This is a genomic window from Spirillospora sp. NPDC049024, from assembly GCF_040649235.1.
GTDB lineage: Bacteria > Actinomycetota > Actinomycetes > Streptosporangiales > Streptosporangiaceae > Spirillospora.
Genome location: NZ_JBEZFD010000007.1, coordinates 152,185 through 168,691 on the forward strand (window position 1 = coordinate 152,185; position 16,507 = coordinate 168,691).

Sequence of the window (16,507 nt, forward strand, 5' to 3'; positions counted from 1 at the left end):
CACCGTCTCACGTCGCGAGACGCGGCGCGTCGCCGCCCCACAGGGTCAGATCCGGAGGGTCCCGTCCAGAACGGTCACGGCCGTTCCGGAGAGGATCACGCGATCCCCGCGCAGGGCGACCCGGACATACCCGCCGCGCGCGGACGCCTGGTAGCCGAGCAGCTCGTCCCGGCCCAGCCGGGCGGCCCAGAACGGCGCGAGAGCGCAGTGCGCCGAGCCGGTCACCGGGTCCTCCCCGTCGCCCTCCAGCGTCCGCGCGCCGAAGAAGCGGGACACGAAGTCGTGCCGCCCGCCCGGGGCGCCCTCGGCCGTCACGATCACCCCCCGCGCGTCGATCTTCCCGAGCGCCGCGATGTCGGGGGTGAGGCCAAGGACGACGGACTCGCCGTCCACCTCCACAAGCCAGTCGTTCTGCGCGTTCCGCCCGGCTCCGATGATCCTGGCGCCGAGCGCCGCGGCGAGCTCTTCCGGGGGCTCGGCGGGCTCGGCGGGCTGGGCCGGGAAGTCCATGGACAGCTCGCCCTCGGAGTCCCTGGTGACGGTCAGGACCCCGCTCCTGACGGTCTGGAACCGGATCGGGTGGTCGGGGGCGACCGCGCCCGCCTCGTAGAGGGCGTGGGCGCTCGCCAGCGTGGCGTGCCCGCACAGCGCGACCTCGACCTTCGGCGTGAACCACCGCAGCTCGAAGTCGGCGTCCCCGTCCTGGAGGGGGCGGAGGAACGCGGTCTCTGAGTGCCTCATCTCCGCCGCGACCCGCTGCATCCACTCCGGCGGGGCCGGCTCCTCGAGCAGGCAGACCCCGGCGGGGTTGCCGGAGAAAGGGCTGGTGGCGAAGGCGTCCACGACCAAGATCCTCATGGGATCGGACGCTACAAGGCGCCCGGCCGGCGGCGACAGTGCCAATCCACCGGAAGTGGCCCGCCCGGGACGCGTGCCGCGAGGACCCGGCGAATCGGGCTTCACACTCTGAAAAAACATCCCTTACCAAGATCATCAATATCGACGTACCCTTGCGGCGAGGGCGTTTCCCGGTGGCGCCCAGGAGCGCGGAGAGAAGATGTGACCGAGCGGCTCGCCCTGTTCCCCCTCGGCACCGTGCTGTTCCCCGGCCTGGTGCTCCCCCTGCACCTGTTCGAGGACCGCTACCGCCGGCTGGTCGGCGACCTCCTCGAACAGCCCGAGCCCCGCGGCTTCGGCGTCATCGCCATCGAGCTCGGCCACGAGGTCGGCGAGGGGGCGGCGCACCGCCTCGCCGAGGTCGGCTGCGTCGCCGAGCTCCGCGAGGTGACGCCGCACCCGGACGGGCGGTACGACATCGTCGCCGTCGGCGCGCGGCGGTTCCGGGTGAAGGAGCTGGACCGGTCCCGGCCCTACCTGCGGGGCGAGGTCGAGTTCCTGCCCGAGGAGCCCGGCGCCGACCCCGGGCCCGCCGCGGCCCGGGTCCGGCGGCTGTTCCGGCGCTACCGGCACCGCCTGAGCGCGGCCGGCGCGGGCCCGCTGGAGGAGGTCGAGCCGCCGGACGACCCCGTCGCGCTGTCGTACGCGATCGCCGCGTCGCTCGTCCTGGACGGGCACGAGAAGCAGCGCCTGCTGGAGTGCGAGGACGCGGCGGTGCGGCTGGAGGCGGAGCGCGACCTGCTGGCCAGGGAGAACCGCATCCTGGACGTGCTCCCGATGATCCCCGCCGGGCAGTTCCTTGACGGGTCGTTCACACCGAACTGAGCGGCCACGGCAGACTGCCCCCATGAGCACCGCCAAGGCCAAGGGCGCCAAGGGCACCCCGGCGACCGTCGCCGCGACGAAGGCCCGCGTCGACTTCACCCTGCACACCTACGAGGTGGACCCGAACGCCGAGTCCTACGGGGAGGCCGCCGCCGACGCCCTCGGCGTCTCCCACGACCGGCTCTTCAAGACGCTGCTGGCCGAGGTCGACGGGAACCTCACCGTCGGCGTCGTCCCGGTCTCGTCGACCCTCGACCTGAAGGCGCTCGCCGCGGCCGCCGGCGGCAAGAAGGCGCGCATGGCCGACCCGCGCGACGCCGAGCGCGCCACCGGGTACGTCGTCGGCGGGATCAGCCCGCTGGGGCAGCGCAGGCGGCTGCCGACCGTGGTCGACGCGTCGGTGTCAGCGCTCGCGACCGTCTACGTCTCGGCCGGCCGGCGCGGACTCCAGATCGAGCTCGCCCCCGCCGACCTCGTCCGCCTCACCGGCGCCCGCGTCGCCGGGATCGCCCGCGGGTAGCCGCCGCACGACCAGCTCCAGCAGCCCGTAGGCGGCGACCGCCGGCAGCGCCCAGGACACCAGCAGGCCCTTGGCGCGCAGGTCGGCGACGCCGGTGACGGTGGTGCCGTCGCGCCCGTGCCGGACAACGTCCTCGAAGTGCCCGAGGCCGACCATGTTCCCGGTCTTCCAGGCGAGCACGGCCGCGGCGGCGCCGCCCACGGCCAGCCCGAGCAGCAGCGCGGAGTCGTTGTCGCGCCCGCCCGCCAGGTAGGCGACCGCGCCGCAGGCGATCCCGGCGACGGCGGCGATCAGCGCGAAGCGGGCGTCGACGGTGATCGGGCCCTGGTCCTCCGGCTGGGCGAGGAGAGCCTCACCCTGCACGACCACATACGTCACCTTGGGGACGACCGCCGCCCAGAGCAGGCCCGCGAGCGGGCCCAGCAGCGTGACGACGGCGCTGGTGACCGCCCAGATCGCCAAGAGCCTCCCGGTGGGTCGCCGCACCTCGTACGCTCCTAGTTGCAAGTCGTCCGACAGCGAAAGCCTAGCCTGCCCAGGTCAGCCGATCGACTCTCGAAGGGTGTCCGATTCCCGCCCACGACAGCCCCGATTACTGGGATAATGTGCCCGACATGTCCGGATTCAGCCCTGCGTTCGAACGCCTCGGCGCCGCGCTGGCGGCCGTCGTCCTGCAGCAGCAGGAGACGCTCGCCGAGTTCCTGCCGCGCGAGGACTGGAGCGCCGACCTGACGGCCCGCACCTACACCAGCGGCGGCGTCACGGTCCGCGTCTCGCTGCTCGGCAGCTACGCCGCCCGCGAGCGCACCTGGCTGTGGGGCTGGGCCAACCCCCAGTTCGGCGACGCGCACCCCGCGGTCGCCCCGACCCTGGGCATCCGGACCATCGGCGAGCGGCTCGGCATCACCGAGTTCACCACCCCCGAGATCGACCTGTCCTGGTACGAGGGCCCGGCCGGGCACGGCGGGGAACTGATCGCCATGGCCGCGGGCGGCGTCCTCGGCGGCGCCGGGTACATCGGCGCGGGCTACGACGGAGGCTCCGCCTACCTGCACGTGGACGACCCCCAGGCCCCGCCCGCCCAGTGGGACCCCGTCCCACTCCCCCGCCTGGTCGCCAACGCCACGAGCCTGTTCCCCCACGAGCCCCGCCTCACCCTGGCCGGCCTCCTGTCGCACCACCGCGTCCCCTACCGCCAGACCGACGTCCTCACCGAGGTCGCACTCCCCGGCGGCGGCACCGCCCGCGCCCACTTCGACGGCCTAGGCCGCTTCGTAGACTGGAAAGCTGAGCTTATTGCGGTTTCTTAGGTTCGGGCCCTGGGGGCCCGAACCTAAGAAACCGCGGGCGATCGCTGCATCGCTCCGGCTCGCCTTGCGGCTCGCTGCGCGATCAGTTTCTTGCTTCGCGCGAAACTGCCTTCGGACGCGATCGCGACTCTTGAGGTCTCCGCCGGCTGATGTGCCGGTTGAGGCGGTCGAGCACGTCGGTTGCGGCCTGTGCGTCCCCCTCGGCAGGAACCGGTCTCGCCCGGGGCTGCGGGTGCTCCCGGACGTAGCGAGACGGAGCGATGCCAGCGATCGCCGCAGTGTTCGACGATGGAGGGCCCTCAGGGCCCGAAGGAGAAGGGCACTGCGATAGACACAGCCCCCTCAGCCCAAGCAAGAAGGGCCGAGGAGTTGTTTCAGGTCGCCCATCAGTGCGGGGGATGGGGCTACGCGGAGTTTGTCGTCTAGGCGGACAACCGTGGTGCGCGGGCCGTTCTGGACGTGCAGGTGCACCTCGGCGGTGCCGGGATGGGTGATCAGCACCTCCTTGAGGCGCGAGACCGTGGGCGGCGTGCAGCGGCCGAGCGGCATCGTCACCGAGAACGGGCCGGTCGCGTCGGTGACACTGAGGTCGGGCTGGGTGACCTCCATCGCGATGATCTTCGCGACGTCCTCGCGGCGGTCCAGGCGGCCCTTGACGACGAGGATGGCGTCCTCGGCGAGGAGGGTCGAGCACAGCTGGTAGGACGAGGGGAAGCACATCACCTCGATGGAGCCGCCGAGGTCCTCCAGCTGGAACATGGCCCAGGAGTTCCCCTGCTTGGTGACCTTGCGCTGGAGGCCGGAGAGCAGGCCCGCCACCACGACCACCTGGCCGTCGGGGCGCTCGCCGCCGTTCAGGACGGCGATCGTGCAGTCGGCCTCGCGTTCGAGGATGTGCTCGACGCCGAGGAGCGGGTGGTCCGACACGTACAGGCCGAGCATCTCCCGCTCGAAGGCGAGCAGGGTCGTCTTGTCCCACTCCTCGCCCTCGGGGATCGCGACGGCGAACGCGTCCTCGCCGCTCTCGTCCTCCAGGGCGCCGAAGAGGGAGTCCTGGCCGACGGCCTCCTTGCGCTTGATGTCGATGACCGAGTCGATCGCCTGCTCGTGCACCATCAGCAGCGCCTTGCGCTGGTGGCCGAGCTCGTCGAACGCGCCCGCCTTGATCAGCGACTCCACGACCCGCTTGTTGCACACCTGCGACGGCACCTTGCTGAGGAAGTCGTTGAAGTCGGTGTAGGCGCCCTTCTCCCGGCGGGCCGCGACGATCCCGTCCACGACGTTCGTGCCGACGTTGCGGACGGCCGACAGCCCGAACCGGATCTCGGTGTCGCCGAGCGGGGTGAAGTCGGCCTCGGAGGTGTTGACGTCGGGCGGCAGCACCTTCAGGCCCATCCGGCGGCACTCCGACAGGTACAGGGCGCTCTTGTCCTTGTCGTCGCCGACGGAGGTGAGCACGCCCGCCATGTACTCGGCGGGGTAGTTCGCCTTGAGGTAGGCCGTCCAGTAGGAGACGAGGCCGTACGCGGCGGAGTGCGCCTTGTTGAAGGCGTAGTCGGAGAACGGGACGAGGATGTCCCACAGGGTCTTCACGGCCTCCTTGGAGAAGCCGTTGTCGATCATGCCCTGCTCGAACCCGACGAACTGGGCGTCCAGCTCGGCCTTCTTCTTCTTGCCCATGACACGGCGCAGCAGGTCCGCCTTGCCGAGCGTGTAGCCCGCCACCTTCTGCGCGATCGCCATGACCTGCTCCTGGTAGACGATCAGGCCGTAGGTGGTGTCGAGGATCTCCCTGAGCGGCTCCTCCAGCTCCGGGTGGATCGGAGTGATCTCCTGCTGGCCGTTCTTGCGGAGCGCGTAGTTGGTGTGGGAGTTCGCGCCCATCGGACCCGGCCGGTACAGGGCGCCGACGGCGGAGATGTCCTCGAAGTTGTCCGGCTTCATCAGGCGGAGCAGGGAGCGCATGGGGCCGCCGTCGAACTGGAAGACGCCGAGGGTGTCGCCGCGGGCGAGCAGGTCGTAGGTCTTCTGGTCGTCGAGCGGGAGGGCGAGCAGGTCGACGTCGATGCCCTTGTTCTTCTTGATGCCCTGGAGCGCGTCGTCGATGATCGTCAGGTTGCGCAGGCCCAGGAAGTCCATCTTCAGCAGGCCGAGCGACTCGCAGGTCGGGTAGTCGAACTGCGTGATGATCGCCCCGTCCGCGTCCCGGCGCATGATCGGGATGTGGTCGGTGATCGTCTCGCCGGACATGATGACCCCGGCGGCGTGCACGCCGGTCTGGCGGATCAGGCCCTCCAGGCCCTGCGCCAGGTCCATGATCTGCTTGACGTCGGTCTCTTCCTCGTACAGCTTGCGCAGCTCGCCCGCCTCGCCGTAGCGCGGGTGCTTCTCGTCGAAGATGCCCGACAGCGGGATGTCCTTGCCCATGACGGCGGGCGGGAACGCCTTGGAGATCCGGTCGCCGAGCGCGTACGGGAAGCCGAGGACGCGGCCCGCGTCCTTGATGGCGGCCTTCGCCTTGATGGTGCCGAAGGTGGCGATGAACGAGACCTTGTCGGCGCCCCACTTCTCGGTCGTGTACTTGATGACCTCGGCCCGCCGGTCTTCAGGGAAGTCGATGTCGATGTCGGGCATGGACGCGCGCTCGGGGTTCAGGAACCGCTCGAAGATCAGCCCGTGCGGGATCGGGTCGAGGTCGGTGATGCCCATCGCGTAGGCGATCAGCGAGCCCGCGGCGCTGCCTCGCCCCGGCCCGACCAGGATGCCGTTCTCCTTGGCCCACATGATGAAGTCGGCGACGACGAGGAAGTAGGACGGGTACCCCTTGCCGAGGATGACGCCCATCTCGTACTCGGCCTGCTCCTTGTAGCCCTCCGGGAGGCCGTCCGGGAAGCGGCGCTCCAGGCCCTTCCAGACCTCCTTGCGGAACCAGCTCTCCTCGGTCTCGCCCTCCGGGACGGGGAAGCGGGGGCTGAGGTCGCGGTACTCGAACATCCCGGCGGGGTCGACGCGCTCGGCGATCAGCAGCGTGTTCCTGCAGCCCTCGGCCCAGATGTCGGAGGAGTCGATGGCGCGCATCTCGTCGGCGGTCTTGAGGTAGTAGCCGCTGCCGTCGAACCGGAACCGGTCGGGGTCGGCGAGCTGCTTGCCCACCTGGACGCACAGCAGCGCGTCGTGGGCGGTCGCCTCGGACTCGTGGGTGTAGTGGGAGTCGTTGGTGACGACCGGCGGGATGTTCAGCTTCTTGCCGATGTCGATGAGGCCCTGCCGGACGCGGCGCTCGATGTCGAGGCCGTGGTCCATCAGCTCGAGGAAGTAGTTCTCCTTGCCGAGGATGTCCTGGAAGTTCGCGGCCGCCTTCAGCGCCTCGTCGAACTGGCCGAGCCGCAGCCGGGTCTGGATCTTGCCGGACGGGCATCCCGTGGTGGCCATCAGGCCCTCGGAGTGCTCGGCGAGCAGCTCCTCGTCCATGCGGGCGTACTTGAAGACGAAGCCCTCGGTGTAGGCGCGGCTGGAGAGCTTGAAGAGGTTGTGCAGGCCGGCCCTGTTGCGCGCCCACAGCGTCATGTGGTTGATCAGGCCGCCGCCGGAGACGTCGTCGCGCTTCTGGCTCGGCTCGCCCCACTGGACCTTCTTCTTGTGGAACCGGGACTCCGGCGCCATGTAGGCCTCGATGCCGATGATCGGGGTGACGCCGGCCGCCGTCGCCTGCTTGTGGAAGTCGTAGGCGCCGTGCATGTTGCCGTGGTCGGTCATCGCGATCGCCGGCATCTGCTGCCGGCCGACCTCCTCGAACATCTGCTTCAACCGGGCGGCTCCGTCGAGCATGGAGTACTCGGTGTGAACGTGCAGGTGAACGAAAGAGTCGGCCATGCGTGCTGCGCCTCCTGCTCGTCGCATGCGACCGCCCACGTGCGGGGCCCGCACGTGGTCGCGGCATCGGTACCGGGGGAAGACGTCGGCCGGCGGAGCGCCGGAACGACGCGGCTCTGAGAGCCTAACCCGCATCCCGCGTCACTCGCGCCCCGACGCGCCCAATCCCCGGCGGCCCCTTCCGGTCGTCTCGAAAGCCGGGACGGGATGTCCGGAGTTTGGCCCCTCGGGGCGGCTCCGCATACGATCCTTCCGTGGAACGTCGCCGATCCAGGTTTACGCGGCCGGCTCCGGGTGAGCCGGTCGCCGCCGCGACCTGAGCGACGACCCCGGAGCCGGCCGAGGCAGAGTCCCCTGCGGACTCTGCCTTTTCTGCTGTAACCGCCTTTTCTTCTGAATCTGCCTTTTCCGCTGATCAGGCGCGGCCCGGGGCGTGCTCTCCTCTCGCCCGGACTGGCCGCCGCACGAGAGGGGACCCGAAATGCACGACCAGGTGATCGACGCCGCGGGCACGGACGCGGCCCGCCCGGCCCGGGGGACGGTCCGCGGACCGTCCGGCGAGCTGCGCGTCGCGCTGCCCTGCCCCGCCGCCGTCACCACGCTCGCCGAGGCCCGCGAGGCGATCGACGGCCTCGACGCCGCCCTCGCGACGCTGCTGGAGCACCGCACCGCGATCGCCGCCGTCGTCCAGCGCCTCAAGCCGGTCGGGGGCTTCGCGGGGCGCGACCCCGAGCGCGAGCGCCGGATCGTGGAGGCCATGGCGGCGCGCGCCCCGTCCCTCGGCGCGGAGCGGCTCGCCCCCATCGTGAACGCGATCATCGAGGCGGGCCTGGACGCGGCCGAGGCCGGCCGATGAGCGCACCCGGCTCCGCACGGGCGGCCGGGGAGGACGTGCCGGAGGAGAGCGCACCCGCCCTCGGCGTCCCGGCCGAGGACGCCCGGGACGAGAGCGCACCGGACGAGAACGCGCCGGACGAGGGCGCGCGGGCGGCGGCGGTCCGCGACGGGCTCAGCGTCGGGATCGCCGTGGGGGTCTCCGGGCTGGCGTTCGGCGCGGCGGCGGTCACGGCGGGGCTCACGGTCGCGCAGGCGTGCGCGCTGAGCCTGCTGGCGTTCACGGGGGCGTCCCAGTTCGCGCTGGCCGGGGTGGTCGGCGGGGGCGGCGGCCTGGTCGCCGGGACGCTCGGCGCCGTCCTGCTCGGCGGGCGCAACGCCCTGTACGGGATGCGGCTCGCGTCGACGCTCGGCGTGCGCGGGCTGCGCAGGCTCGTGACCGCGCACGTCGTCATCGACGAGACGGCCGCCGTGGCGACCGCGCAGCGCGGCCGGGACGCGGCCCGCGCCGGGTTCTACACGACCGCGATCAGCCTCTACCTCGCGTGGAACCTCACCACGCTGCTGGGCGCGGCGGGCGCGGCGCGGCTCGGCGACCCCGGTGCCGTGGGCCTCGACGTCCTCGGCCCGGCGGCGTTCCTGGCACTGCTCTGGCCGCGGCTCACGAGCGGGCGGGCCGCGGTCCGCGTCGCCGTCGCGGCGGCGGTGATCGCGGTGGCGGCGACGCCGGTGCTGCCGCCCGGCGTGCCGGTCATGCTGGCCGCCGTCGCGGCGCTGCCCGCCCTGCTCGGCCGGAGGGCGGCGCCGTGAGCGTGTGGATCGCGGTGATCGCCACCGGGCTCGGCTGCTACGCGCTGAAGCTCGGCGGGCTCGTCACCCCGCGCCGGCTGCTGGACGATCCGCGGGTGCGCCGGTTCGCCGACCTGGTCCCGGTGGCGCTGCTGACCGCGCTGATCGCCGTCCAGGCGGTGGCGGACGGCCGTTCCCTGGAGTTCGACGCCGCACGGCTGGCGGGTCTGGGCGCGGCCGTGGCAGCGCTCCTGCTGCGCGCGCCGTTCCTGGTGGTGCTGGTCGCCGCGGCCGGTGTCGCGGCGGGGCTGCGCCTGCTCGGCCTCTGACCCCGCCCCCGGCCCTGGCGCCGCCGCGCGGCCTCGGGTCAGGACTCCGCCGCGACGATCTCCAGGGCGTGGGCCAGGTCGTCCGGGTAGGGGCTCTCGAACTCCACCCACTCGCCCTTGGTCGGGTGCTCGAAACCGAGCCGGACGGCGTGCAGCCACTGCCGCCTCATGCCGAGGCGGTCCGCCAGGGTCGGGTCGGCGCCGTAGGCCATGTCGCCCACGCACGGGTGCCGGATCGCGGCCATGTGGACGCGGATCTGGTGCGTGCGGCCCGTCTCCAGGTCGATGTCGAGCAGCGTCGCCGCCCGGAACGCCTCGACGGTGTCGTAGTGGGTGACGGACGGCTTGCCGCCCGCGACGACCGCGAACCGGCCGTCGCCGGAGGGGTGCCGGTCGATGGGGGCGTCGACCGTCCCGCGGAACGGGTCGGGATGGCCCTGCACGAGCGCCTGGTAGCGCTTGTCGATGCGGCGCTCCTTGAAGGCGCGCTTGAGCCGCGAGTAGGCGATCTCGCTCTTCGCCACGACCATCGCGCCGGTGGTGTTGGCGTCGAGCCGGTGCACGATCCCCTGGCGCTCGGACGCGCCGCTGGTCGCGATCGTGTGCCCGGCCCCGAGCAGCCCGCCGAGGACGGTCGGGCCCGTCCAGCCGGTGGTGGGGTGGGCGGCGACGCCGACCGGCTTGTTCACCACGACGATGTCGTCGTCCTCGAACAGGATGCCCATCCCGGGGACGGGTTCGGCGACCGGGGCGGGCGCGGCGGGCGGCGGCGGCAGCGTGACCTCCAGCCAGGCGCCGGCGTGCAGGCGCTCGGACTTGGTGGCCACGGGCGCGCCGTCCAGCACGACGTCACCGGAGGCGATCATGTCGGCGGCGCTGCCGCGCGACAGCCCGAACAGCCGCGCCAGCGCGGCGTCGACCCGCTCGCCCTCCAGGCCGTCCGGCACGTGGAGGCTTCGTACGTCGCCCATCAGGACTTCTCCTCCGGCGCCGGAACCTCGGCCCCGCCGTCAGGCGCGGGGTCGACGGCCTCCCGGGCGGACTCGTCCCTTCGGGCCTCGCTCTTGCCGGTGGCGCTCTCACCGGAGGGAGCCTCCGACGAGTCGGAGGCCTCCCGCGCGTCCGTGGTCTCGACCGTGCCGGGGGTCTCGTCCTTGCCGGAGGTCTCGCCCGTTCCCGGGGTCTCGTCCTTGAGGCGCGTGCCGTCGACCTGGAGGCCGCGGGCCGCCAGCAGGACGGCCAGCACGCCGCCGCAGACGATCGCCGAGTCGGCCAGGTTGAACACCGGCCAGTGCGGCAGCTGGATCCAGTCGACGACGTGGCCCTTCAGCGGCGCCGGGGCCCGCAGCAGCCGGTCGATGAGGTTGCCGATCGCGCCGCCGAGCAGCAGCCCGAGGCAGATCGCCCACGGCACGCTGCGCAGGTTGCGGGCGGTCCGCAGGATCGCCACCACCACCCCGCAGGCGATCAGCGTGAACACGATGGTGTAGCCGGTGCCGATCGAGAACGCGGCGCCGCTGTTGCGGGTCTCGCGCAGCGTCAGCAGCCCGCCGAGCAGCCGGACCGGCGCGCGGTCCTGAAGCGTCGCCACCACGATGGTCTTGGACACGATGTCGGCGGCGAGCGCGGCCAGGGCCACGGCGACCAGCACGCCGACGCGGCGCGGCCGAGGAGATCCCGTGGTCTCCCCGGCCCGCCGCTCTGGGTTCGTTGAGTCGCTCAGCGACGTTCCTCGCGTTGTTTGCATGTCACACACAGGGTCGCACGCGGGAAGGCCTGGAGGCGCGCCTTGCCGATCGGCCTGGTGCACGACTCGCAGATCCCGTACGTGCCGGCGTCCATCCGCTGGACGGCCCGCTCGATCTGGGCGAGCAGGTCCTGTGAATTGTAGGCCAGCGCGAGCTCATGTTCGCGCTCGTAGGTCTTGGCTCCCGCGTCGGCCTGGTCGTCGCCCGCCCCGTCGTTGGTGTCGCCCTCGGCGATCTGGCTCGCGGACGCGGCGATCTCGCTGCGCAGCGCCTCGATCTGCTCCTCCAGGCCGGCCCGCACCTCGGCCAGCTCGCCCGGCGTCCACTGGTGCTCGCCCTCGCGGACCGGCAGCTCCGCGGCCGCCGTCCGCGCCGGCTCCCGCTCGTCCGGCGCCGGCCCGTCGGCCTTCCCCGCCCCGCCCTTGCCCGTCGCGCCGCCCTTACCCGCCTTCGCGGGTCCGCGCCCGGCCGCCGGCTTCCCCGGCTTCACGGCAGGCCCTTTCGCGGGGGCCTTGGATGCGGCCGGCTTGGCGGCGCCCTTTCCCGACGCGCCTTTTCTCGTCGTCCCCTTTTCCCCCGTACTCGTCCCCGGTGCGCTCGGCCCCGGGGTGCTCGTTCCCGCCGTGCTCGCCTCCGGGACCGGCATGCTCTGGGACGGCCGCGCCGTGCCCGGGCTCGTGCTTGCGGCGGGCGTCCCGCCCCTCCTCGCGCCGGCCATGTCGGCCTCCCTCGCGCTGGTCGCCTCGACGGGCAGTGCGGGCAGCATTGGTCCCCTCTCTCGGGCACGGTAAACAACCTGGGCCGTGTTACCGACCGCTTATGCCCGGTCGCCGAACGCATGGAAACTCCCGGGCGGCGTACGAGATCGCAAAGGAACCGTGTCCCCCCGGGACGGAAAAGGGGAAGAGGCGGAGTCCGGCGTGCGTTAAAGTCGGCACCAGCAGTCGCAAGGCAGGCATTGATGGGGACACCTGCCGCCGAAAGCAGCCATGAGCGACCCGGGGGCGGTGCGAGCCCGGGGGCGGGCCCGGCGGTCTGATCACCCCGGAGCCGCCGGAAGAACCGCCCCGCCGAGGGGCCCAGTAGACCCGGCCGCCGAGACTGGAACGAAGCGGGCCGCGCCGTCGGGTGCGGTCAAGGAGGGTGGTACCGCGGGGCAGCCGCCTCGTCCCTCCGGTCAACGTGTTCGCGTCGATCCGGAGGTCCGCCATCGTGAGCCGAGCTTTTCGGCCGCTGCCCGCGCAGGTCGATCTGCCCGCCCTGGAGCGGGACATGCTGCGCCGCTGGCAGGAGAACAAGGTCTTCGAGCGGTCGCTGGAGCGCACCGCGTCCGGGACCCCGTGGGTGTTCTACGAGGGGCCCCCGACCGCCAACGGCATGCCGGGCGTCCACCACGTGGAGGCCCGCGTCTTCAAGGACGTCTTCCCGCGCTTCAAGACCATGAAGGGCCACCACGTCCCGCGCAAGGCCGGCTGGGACTGCCACGGCCTGCCGGTCGAGGTCGCCGTGGAGAAGGAGCTCGGCCTCACCGGCAAGAAGGACATCGAGGAGTACGGCGTCGCGGAGTTCAACGCGCGCTGCCGCGAATCGGTCCTGCGCCACGTGGACGCCTTCGAGGAGATGACCGAGCGGATGGGGTACTGGGTCAACACCGACCAGGCCTACCGCACAATGGACCCCGAGTACGTCGAGGCCGTCTGGTGGTCCCTGAAGCAGGTGTTCGACAAGGGCCTGCTGTTCCGCGACTTCCGCATCACGCCGTACTGCCCCCGCTGCGGGACCGGCCTGTCCGACCACGAGCTGGGCCAGCCGGGCGGGTACGAGACCGTCTCCAGCCCCTCGGTGTACGTGCGGATGCCCGTCACGTCCGGTCCGCTGGCCGAGATGGGCGCCGCGCTGCTCATCTGGACGACGACCCCCTGGACGCTGGTGTCGAACACCGCCGTGGCCGTCCACCCGGACGTCACGTACGTGGCGGCCCGGCCGGAGGGCTCCGACGAAGTGCTCGTCGTCGCCGAGCCCCTCGTCGACCAGGTCCTCGGCGAGGGCGCCGAGCGGCTCGCCACGTACCAGGGCACCGAGCTGGAGCGGACCACCTACCGGCGGCCGTTCGACCTCGTCGACATCCCCGACGCGCACTACGTCGTCCTGGGCGACTACGTCACCGTGGAGGACGGCACCGGCCTCGTCCACCAGGCGCCGGCGTTCGGCGGCGACGACATGACGGTCTGCAAGCGCTACGGCATGCCGATCGTCAACCCGATCGGGCCGGACGGGAGGTTCCTGCGCGAGGTGCCCCTGGTCGGCAACAAGTTCTTCAAGGACGCCGACGAGCCGCTGACCGACGACCTGCGCGCGCGCGGGCTGCTGTACCGCGGCGGGCACTTCGACCACAGCTACCCGCACTGCTGGCGCTGCCACACGCCGCTGCTCTACTACGCGCTCCCCGCCTGGTACATCCGCACCACGCAGATCAAGGACCGGCTGCTGGAGGAGAACGAGAAGACCAACTGGTACCCCGAGACCGTCAAGCACGGCCGGTACGGGGAGTGGCTGCGCAACAACGTCGACTGGTCGCTGTCCCGCAGCCGCTACTGGGGCACGCCCCTGCCCCTGTGGGTCTGCGGCGAGGACGAGCAGCACGTCACCTGCGTCGGGTCGCTCAAGGAGCTGGGCGACCTGGCGGGCGAGGACCTCTCCGCGCTCGACCCGCACCGCCCGTACGTGGACGACGTCGTGTTCCCGTGCACCCAGTGCGGGGCGGAGGCGCGCCGCGTACCCGACGTCATCGACGCCTGGTACGACTCCGGGTCGATGCCGTTCGCGCAGTGGGGCGCGCCCTACCGCAACAACGAGGTCTTCGAGGACGCCTACCCGGCCCAGTACATCTGCGAGGCCCAGGACCAGACCCGCGGATGGTTCTACTCGCTCATGGCCGTCGGGACGCTGGTGTTCGACCGCTCGTCCTACGAGAACGTCGTGTGCCTCGGCCTGATCCTCGCCGAGGACGGCCGCAAGATGAGCAAGCACCTCGGCAACGTGCTGCGGCCCATCCCGCTGATGGATCAGCACGGCGCCGACGCGGTGCGCTGGTTCATGGCCGCGAGCGGACTGCCGTGGGCGTCCCGCCGCGTCGGGCACGGCGCCCTCGAGGAGATCGTCCGCAAGGTCCTGCTGACCTACTGGAACACCGCGTCCTTCTTCGTCCTGTACGCGAACGCGGCGCAGGCGCAGGGGCGCGCTTGGACGCCCGACCGGCTGTCCGAGGCCCCGGCCCCGGCCGACCGGCCGCTCCTCGACCGCTGGGCGCTCGCCGAGCTGCACCGCACCGTCCGCGAGGTCGACGCCGCGCTTGAGGAGTTCGACACCGCCCGCGCGGGACGGCGGCTCTCGCAGTTCGTGGACGACCTTTCCAACTGGTACGTGCGGCGCTCCCGGCGGCGCTTCTGGGAGGGCCCGGAGACGCCCGAGGGCTCGTCCGCGTTCGCGACGCTCTACGAGTGCCTGGAGACCCTCACCCGGCTGATGGCGCCGATCGTCCCGTTCATCACCGACCACGTCTGGGACGTCATCCGCCCCGAGGACGCGCCGGAGTCGGTGCACCTCACCGACTGGCCGACCGTGGACGAGGGCCTCCTCGACGAGGAGCTGACCGAGCGGATGGCGCTCGTCCGCCGGCTGGTCGAGCTCGGCCGCTCCGCGCGGGCCGCGAGCGGCGTGCGGACCCGCCAGCCCCTCGGCCGCGCCCTCGTCGGCGCCCCCGGCTGGTCCGCGCTGCCCGAGCAGCTCCGCGCGCAGATCTCCGAGGAGCTGAACGTGCTGGGCTTCGAGGAGCTGTCCTCGATCGGCGGCGACCTGGTCGAGTACGAGGTCAAGCCCAACTTCCGGGAGCTCGGCAAGCGGTACGCCAAGGACACCCCGAAGGTGGCCAAGGCGATCACCTCCGCCGACCCGGCCGGCCTCGTCCAGGCGCTGCGGGCGGGGTCCGCCGAGGTGGCGGCCGAGGGTCTCGGCGCGGTGCCGCTCGGCCCGGACGACGTGATCGTCACCGAGCGCCCGCGCAGCGGCTGGGCCGTCGAGAGCGCCTCCGGCGAGACGGTCGCGCTCGACCTCACGGTCACGCCCGAACTGCGCCGCGCGGGCCTGGTCCGGGAGGCCGTCCGGCTCGTCCAGGAGGGCCGCAAGGCCGCGGGCCTGGAGGTCACCGACCGCATCGACCTGTGGTGGGAGGCCACCGGCACCGACCTCGCCGAGGCCCTGCGCGGCCACGGCGACGAGGTCGCCGCCGAGGTCCTCGCGGCCACGGTGACCGAGGGCCGCCCCGAGGGCCTGACCGCCACCCGCGACGAGGAACTCGGCCTCACGTACTACCTGCGCAAGGCCTGAAGCACCCGCGCAGGACGTGAGTCCCCTGCCGCGGCCGCGCCCACCCGGGCCGGCCGCGGCAGAGACCTCCCCACCCGGCCCCCACGCCGGAGGAGCTTCGCGGGTTTGGAGAACTTTCGCGGGGGCGGAGAAGTTTCGCGATGGGGTTCATCGCGACACATCGCGTTTGCGATGATGGTGTCGTGAATCTTCCCGAGCAGCCGTCCGGGTCCGAGCCGCCGGCGCGGCCCTCCCCCGCGAGCATGCGCGCGTCCGACGCCGATCGCGACGAGGTCGCCGACCGCCTGCGCGAGGCTCTGGCCGAGGGGCGCATCACGCCGGAGGAGCACGCCGAGCGCATCGACGTCGTCTACAAGGCCAAGACGTACGCCGAACTGGAGCCCGTGCTCAGCGACCTGCCCGCGCAGCACGCGCCGGGCCCCCGGGTCGACCTGCGCAAGGAGCAGGCGCCCGCGCCGCCCCCGCCGCAGTCGCCGCACCTCGTGGCGGTGTTCAGCGGGGTCGAGCGCAAGGGCCGCTGGCTGGTCGAGCCCACCACCACCGTCACCTGCGTCTTCGGCGGCGCGGAGCTGGACTTCCGCCAGGCGGTCCTCAGCAAGGGCGAGGTGACCCTCAACGTGACGTGCGTGTTCGGCGGCGTGAACGTCGTCGTGCCGCCGGGCGTGCGGGTCGTCGGCTCCAACTTCGCGGTCTTCGGGGGCACCGACCTGCCGGAGGACGACACCGTCGACCCGGACGCGCCCGTCATACGGCTGACCGGGATGCTGCTGTTCGGCGGCGTCTCGGTGGAGCGCCGCGCCGCGGGCGAGAAGCGCGGCCGCGACCGGCACCGGCACCATCGCGAACTGCACCGCGAGCACCACGACGAGATGCGGCGGCTGCACCGCGAGCGGCGCGAGGAGATGCGGGACGCGCGGCGCGACCGCCTCCGGGAGCTGCGCGACGAACGGCACCGCGGCCGCTGAACCCGGGCGGCTCCGGCCGCCCGGGAAGCGT

General features: G+C 72.4%; 14 protein-coding genes. 8 read left to right on the top strand and 6 right to left on the bottom strand.

Annotated features, from left to right (window positions below; all coding sequences use genetic code 11):
* Positions 1-45 precede the first annotated feature (45 nt).
* A complete protein-coding gene (locus AB0C21_RS15290) occupies positions 46-858 on the bottom strand; it encodes a PhzF family phenazine biosynthesis protein (RefSeq protein ID WP_500204767.1) in 813 nt (270 codons plus the stop codon).
* A gap of 201 nt (positions 859-1,059) precedes the next feature.
* Between AB0C21_RS15290 and AB0C21_RS15295 the strand changes: the two genes are divergently transcribed.
* Together AB0C21_RS15295 and ybaK are read left to right on the top strand one after the other, a co-directional pair.
* A complete protein-coding gene (locus tag AB0C21_RS15295) occupies positions 1,060-1,722 on the top strand; it encodes an LON peptidase substrate-binding domain-containing protein (protein WP_149257269.1) in 663 nt (220 codons plus the stop codon).
* 22 nt (positions 1,723-1,744) lie between these two features.
* On the top strand, positions 1,745-2,242 hold the full coding sequence (ybaK, locus tag AB0C21_RS15300; RefSeq protein ID WP_500204770.1) for a Cys-tRNA(Pro) deacylase: 498 nt from the start codon (positions 1,745-1,747) through the stop codon (positions 2,240-2,242).
* Here ybaK and AB0C21_RS15305 read toward each other — a convergent pair.
* Complete coding sequence (locus AB0C21_RS15305; RefSeq protein ID WP_500204772.1) at positions 2,126-2,728, bottom strand: hypothetical protein; 603 nt, start codon at positions 2,726-2,728, stop codon at positions 2,126-2,128. The two genes, ybaK and AB0C21_RS15305, sit on opposite strands and share 117 nt — an antisense overlap.
* Positions 2,729-2,856: 128 nt before the next feature.
* Here AB0C21_RS15305 and AB0C21_RS15310 point away from each other — a divergent pair, with 128 nt between their 5' ends.
* Positions 2,857-3,552, top strand: coding sequence for a DUF6882 domain-containing protein (locus AB0C21_RS15310; RefSeq protein WP_500204774.1), 696 nt, complete (start codon positions 2,857-2,859; stop codon positions 3,550-3,552).
* 342 nt (positions 3,553-3,894) lie between these two features.
* Here AB0C21_RS15310 and dnaE read toward each other — a convergent pair whose 3' ends face one another.
* Positions 3,895-7,425 carry a DNA polymerase III subunit alpha gene (gene dnaE / locus AB0C21_RS15315; RefSeq protein ID WP_500204776.1) on the bottom strand — a complete coding sequence of 1,177 codons (3,531 nt, stop codon included), beginning with the start codon at positions 7,423-7,425 and terminating at the stop codon, positions 3,895-3,897.
* Between the two features lie 481 nt (positions 7,426-7,906).
* Between dnaE and AB0C21_RS15320 the strand changes: the two genes are divergently transcribed.
* Genes AB0C21_RS15320 through AB0C21_RS15330 form a run of 3 tightly spaced genes read left to right on the top strand, consistent with a single transcriptional unit; the run spans position 7,907 to position 9,377 of the window.
* The gene (locus AB0C21_RS15320; RefSeq protein ID WP_500204777.1) at positions 7,907-8,281 is read left to right on the top strand and encodes a chorismate mutase; all 375 of its coding nucleotides are present in this window, start codon (positions 7,907-7,909) and stop codon (positions 8,279-8,281) included.
* Positions 8,278-9,069 (top strand): AzlC family ABC transporter permease, encoded by a 792-nt coding sequence (locus tag AB0C21_RS15325; protein ID WP_500204778.1) that lies wholly within the window; start codon positions 8,278-8,280, stop codon positions 9,067-9,069. Before AB0C21_RS15320 ends, AB0C21_RS15325 begins: the two co-directional genes overlap by 4 nt.
* Positions 9,066-9,377 carry an AzlD domain-containing protein gene (locus AB0C21_RS15330; RefSeq protein ID WP_149257275.1) on the top strand — a complete coding sequence of 104 codons (312 nt, stop codon included), beginning with the start codon at positions 9,066-9,068 and terminating at the stop codon, positions 9,375-9,377. The genes AB0C21_RS15325 and AB0C21_RS15330 overlap by 4 nt, the downstream gene beginning before the upstream one ends.
* A 38-nt stretch (positions 9,378-9,415) precedes the next feature.
* Here AB0C21_RS15330 and AB0C21_RS15335 read toward each other — a convergent pair whose 3' ends face one another.
* From AB0C21_RS15335 to AB0C21_RS15345, 3 genes are read right to left on the bottom strand one after another with little or no spacing between them, the layout of a single operon-like run.
* A complete protein-coding gene (locus AB0C21_RS15335) occupies positions 9,416-10,348 on the bottom strand; it encodes an RluA family pseudouridine synthase (protein ID WP_149257276.1) in 933 nt (310 codons plus the stop codon).
* Entirely contained in the window at positions 10,348-11,124 is a 777-nt protein-coding gene (lspA, locus tag AB0C21_RS15340) for a signal peptidase II (protein ID WP_500204780.1), read from the bottom strand. Before lspA ends, AB0C21_RS15335 begins: the two co-directional genes overlap by 1 nt.
* Positions 11,097-11,477 carry a TraR/DksA family transcriptional regulator gene (locus AB0C21_RS15345; protein ID WP_235036626.1) on the bottom strand — a complete coding sequence of 127 codons (381 nt, stop codon included), beginning with the start codon at positions 11,475-11,477 and terminating at the stop codon, positions 11,097-11,099. Before AB0C21_RS15345 ends, lspA begins: the two co-directional genes overlap by 28 nt.
* A gap of 860 nt (positions 11,478-12,337) precedes the next feature.
* Between AB0C21_RS15345 and ileS the strand changes: the two genes are divergently transcribed.
* The gene (gene ileS, locus AB0C21_RS15350; RefSeq protein ID WP_500204782.1) at positions 12,338-15,511 is read left to right on the top strand and encodes an isoleucine--tRNA ligase; all 3,174 of its coding nucleotides are present in this window, start codon (positions 12,338-12,340) and stop codon (positions 15,509-15,511) included.
* Between the two features lie 182 nt (positions 15,512-15,693).
* Positions 15,694-16,476, top strand: a complete 783-nt coding sequence (locus AB0C21_RS15355) for a DUF1707 SHOCT-like domain-containing protein (RefSeq protein ID WP_353819783.1) — start codon at positions 15,694-15,696, stop codon at positions 16,474-16,476.
* The last annotated feature ends 31 nt before the right edge of the window (positions 16,477-16,507 follow it).

Coding starts and splice junctions, on each gene's coding strand:
- AB0C21_RS15290 (WP_500204767.1), bottom strand. CDS start 858: ATGAGGATCTTGGTCGTGGACGCCTTCGCCACCAGCCCTTTCTCCGGC.
- AB0C21_RS15310 (WP_500204774.1), top strand. CDS start 2,857: ATGTCCGGATTCAGCCCTGCGTTCGAACGCCTCGGCGCCGCGCTGGCG.
- AB0C21_RS15320 (WP_500204777.1), top strand. CDS start 7,907: ATGCACGACCAGGTGATCGACGCCGCGGGCACGGACGCGGCCCGCCCG.
- lspA (WP_500204780.1), bottom strand. CDS start 11,124: ATGCAAACAACGCGAGGAACGTCGCTGAGCGACTCAACGAACCCAGAG.
- ybaK (WP_500204770.1), top strand. CDS start 1,745: ATGAGCACCGCCAAGGCCAAGGGCGCCAAGGGCACCCCGGCGACCGTC.
- dnaE (WP_500204776.1), bottom strand. CDS start 7,425: ATGGCCGACTCTTTCGTTCACCTGCACGTTCACACCGAGTACTCCATG.
- AB0C21_RS15335 (WP_149257276.1), bottom strand. CDS start 10,348: ATGGGCGACGTACGAAGCCTCCACGTGCCGGACGGCCTGGAGGGCGAG.
- AB0C21_RS15325 (WP_500204778.1), top strand. CDS start 8,278: ATGAGCGCACCCGGCTCCGCACGGGCGGCCGGGGAGGACGTGCCGGAG.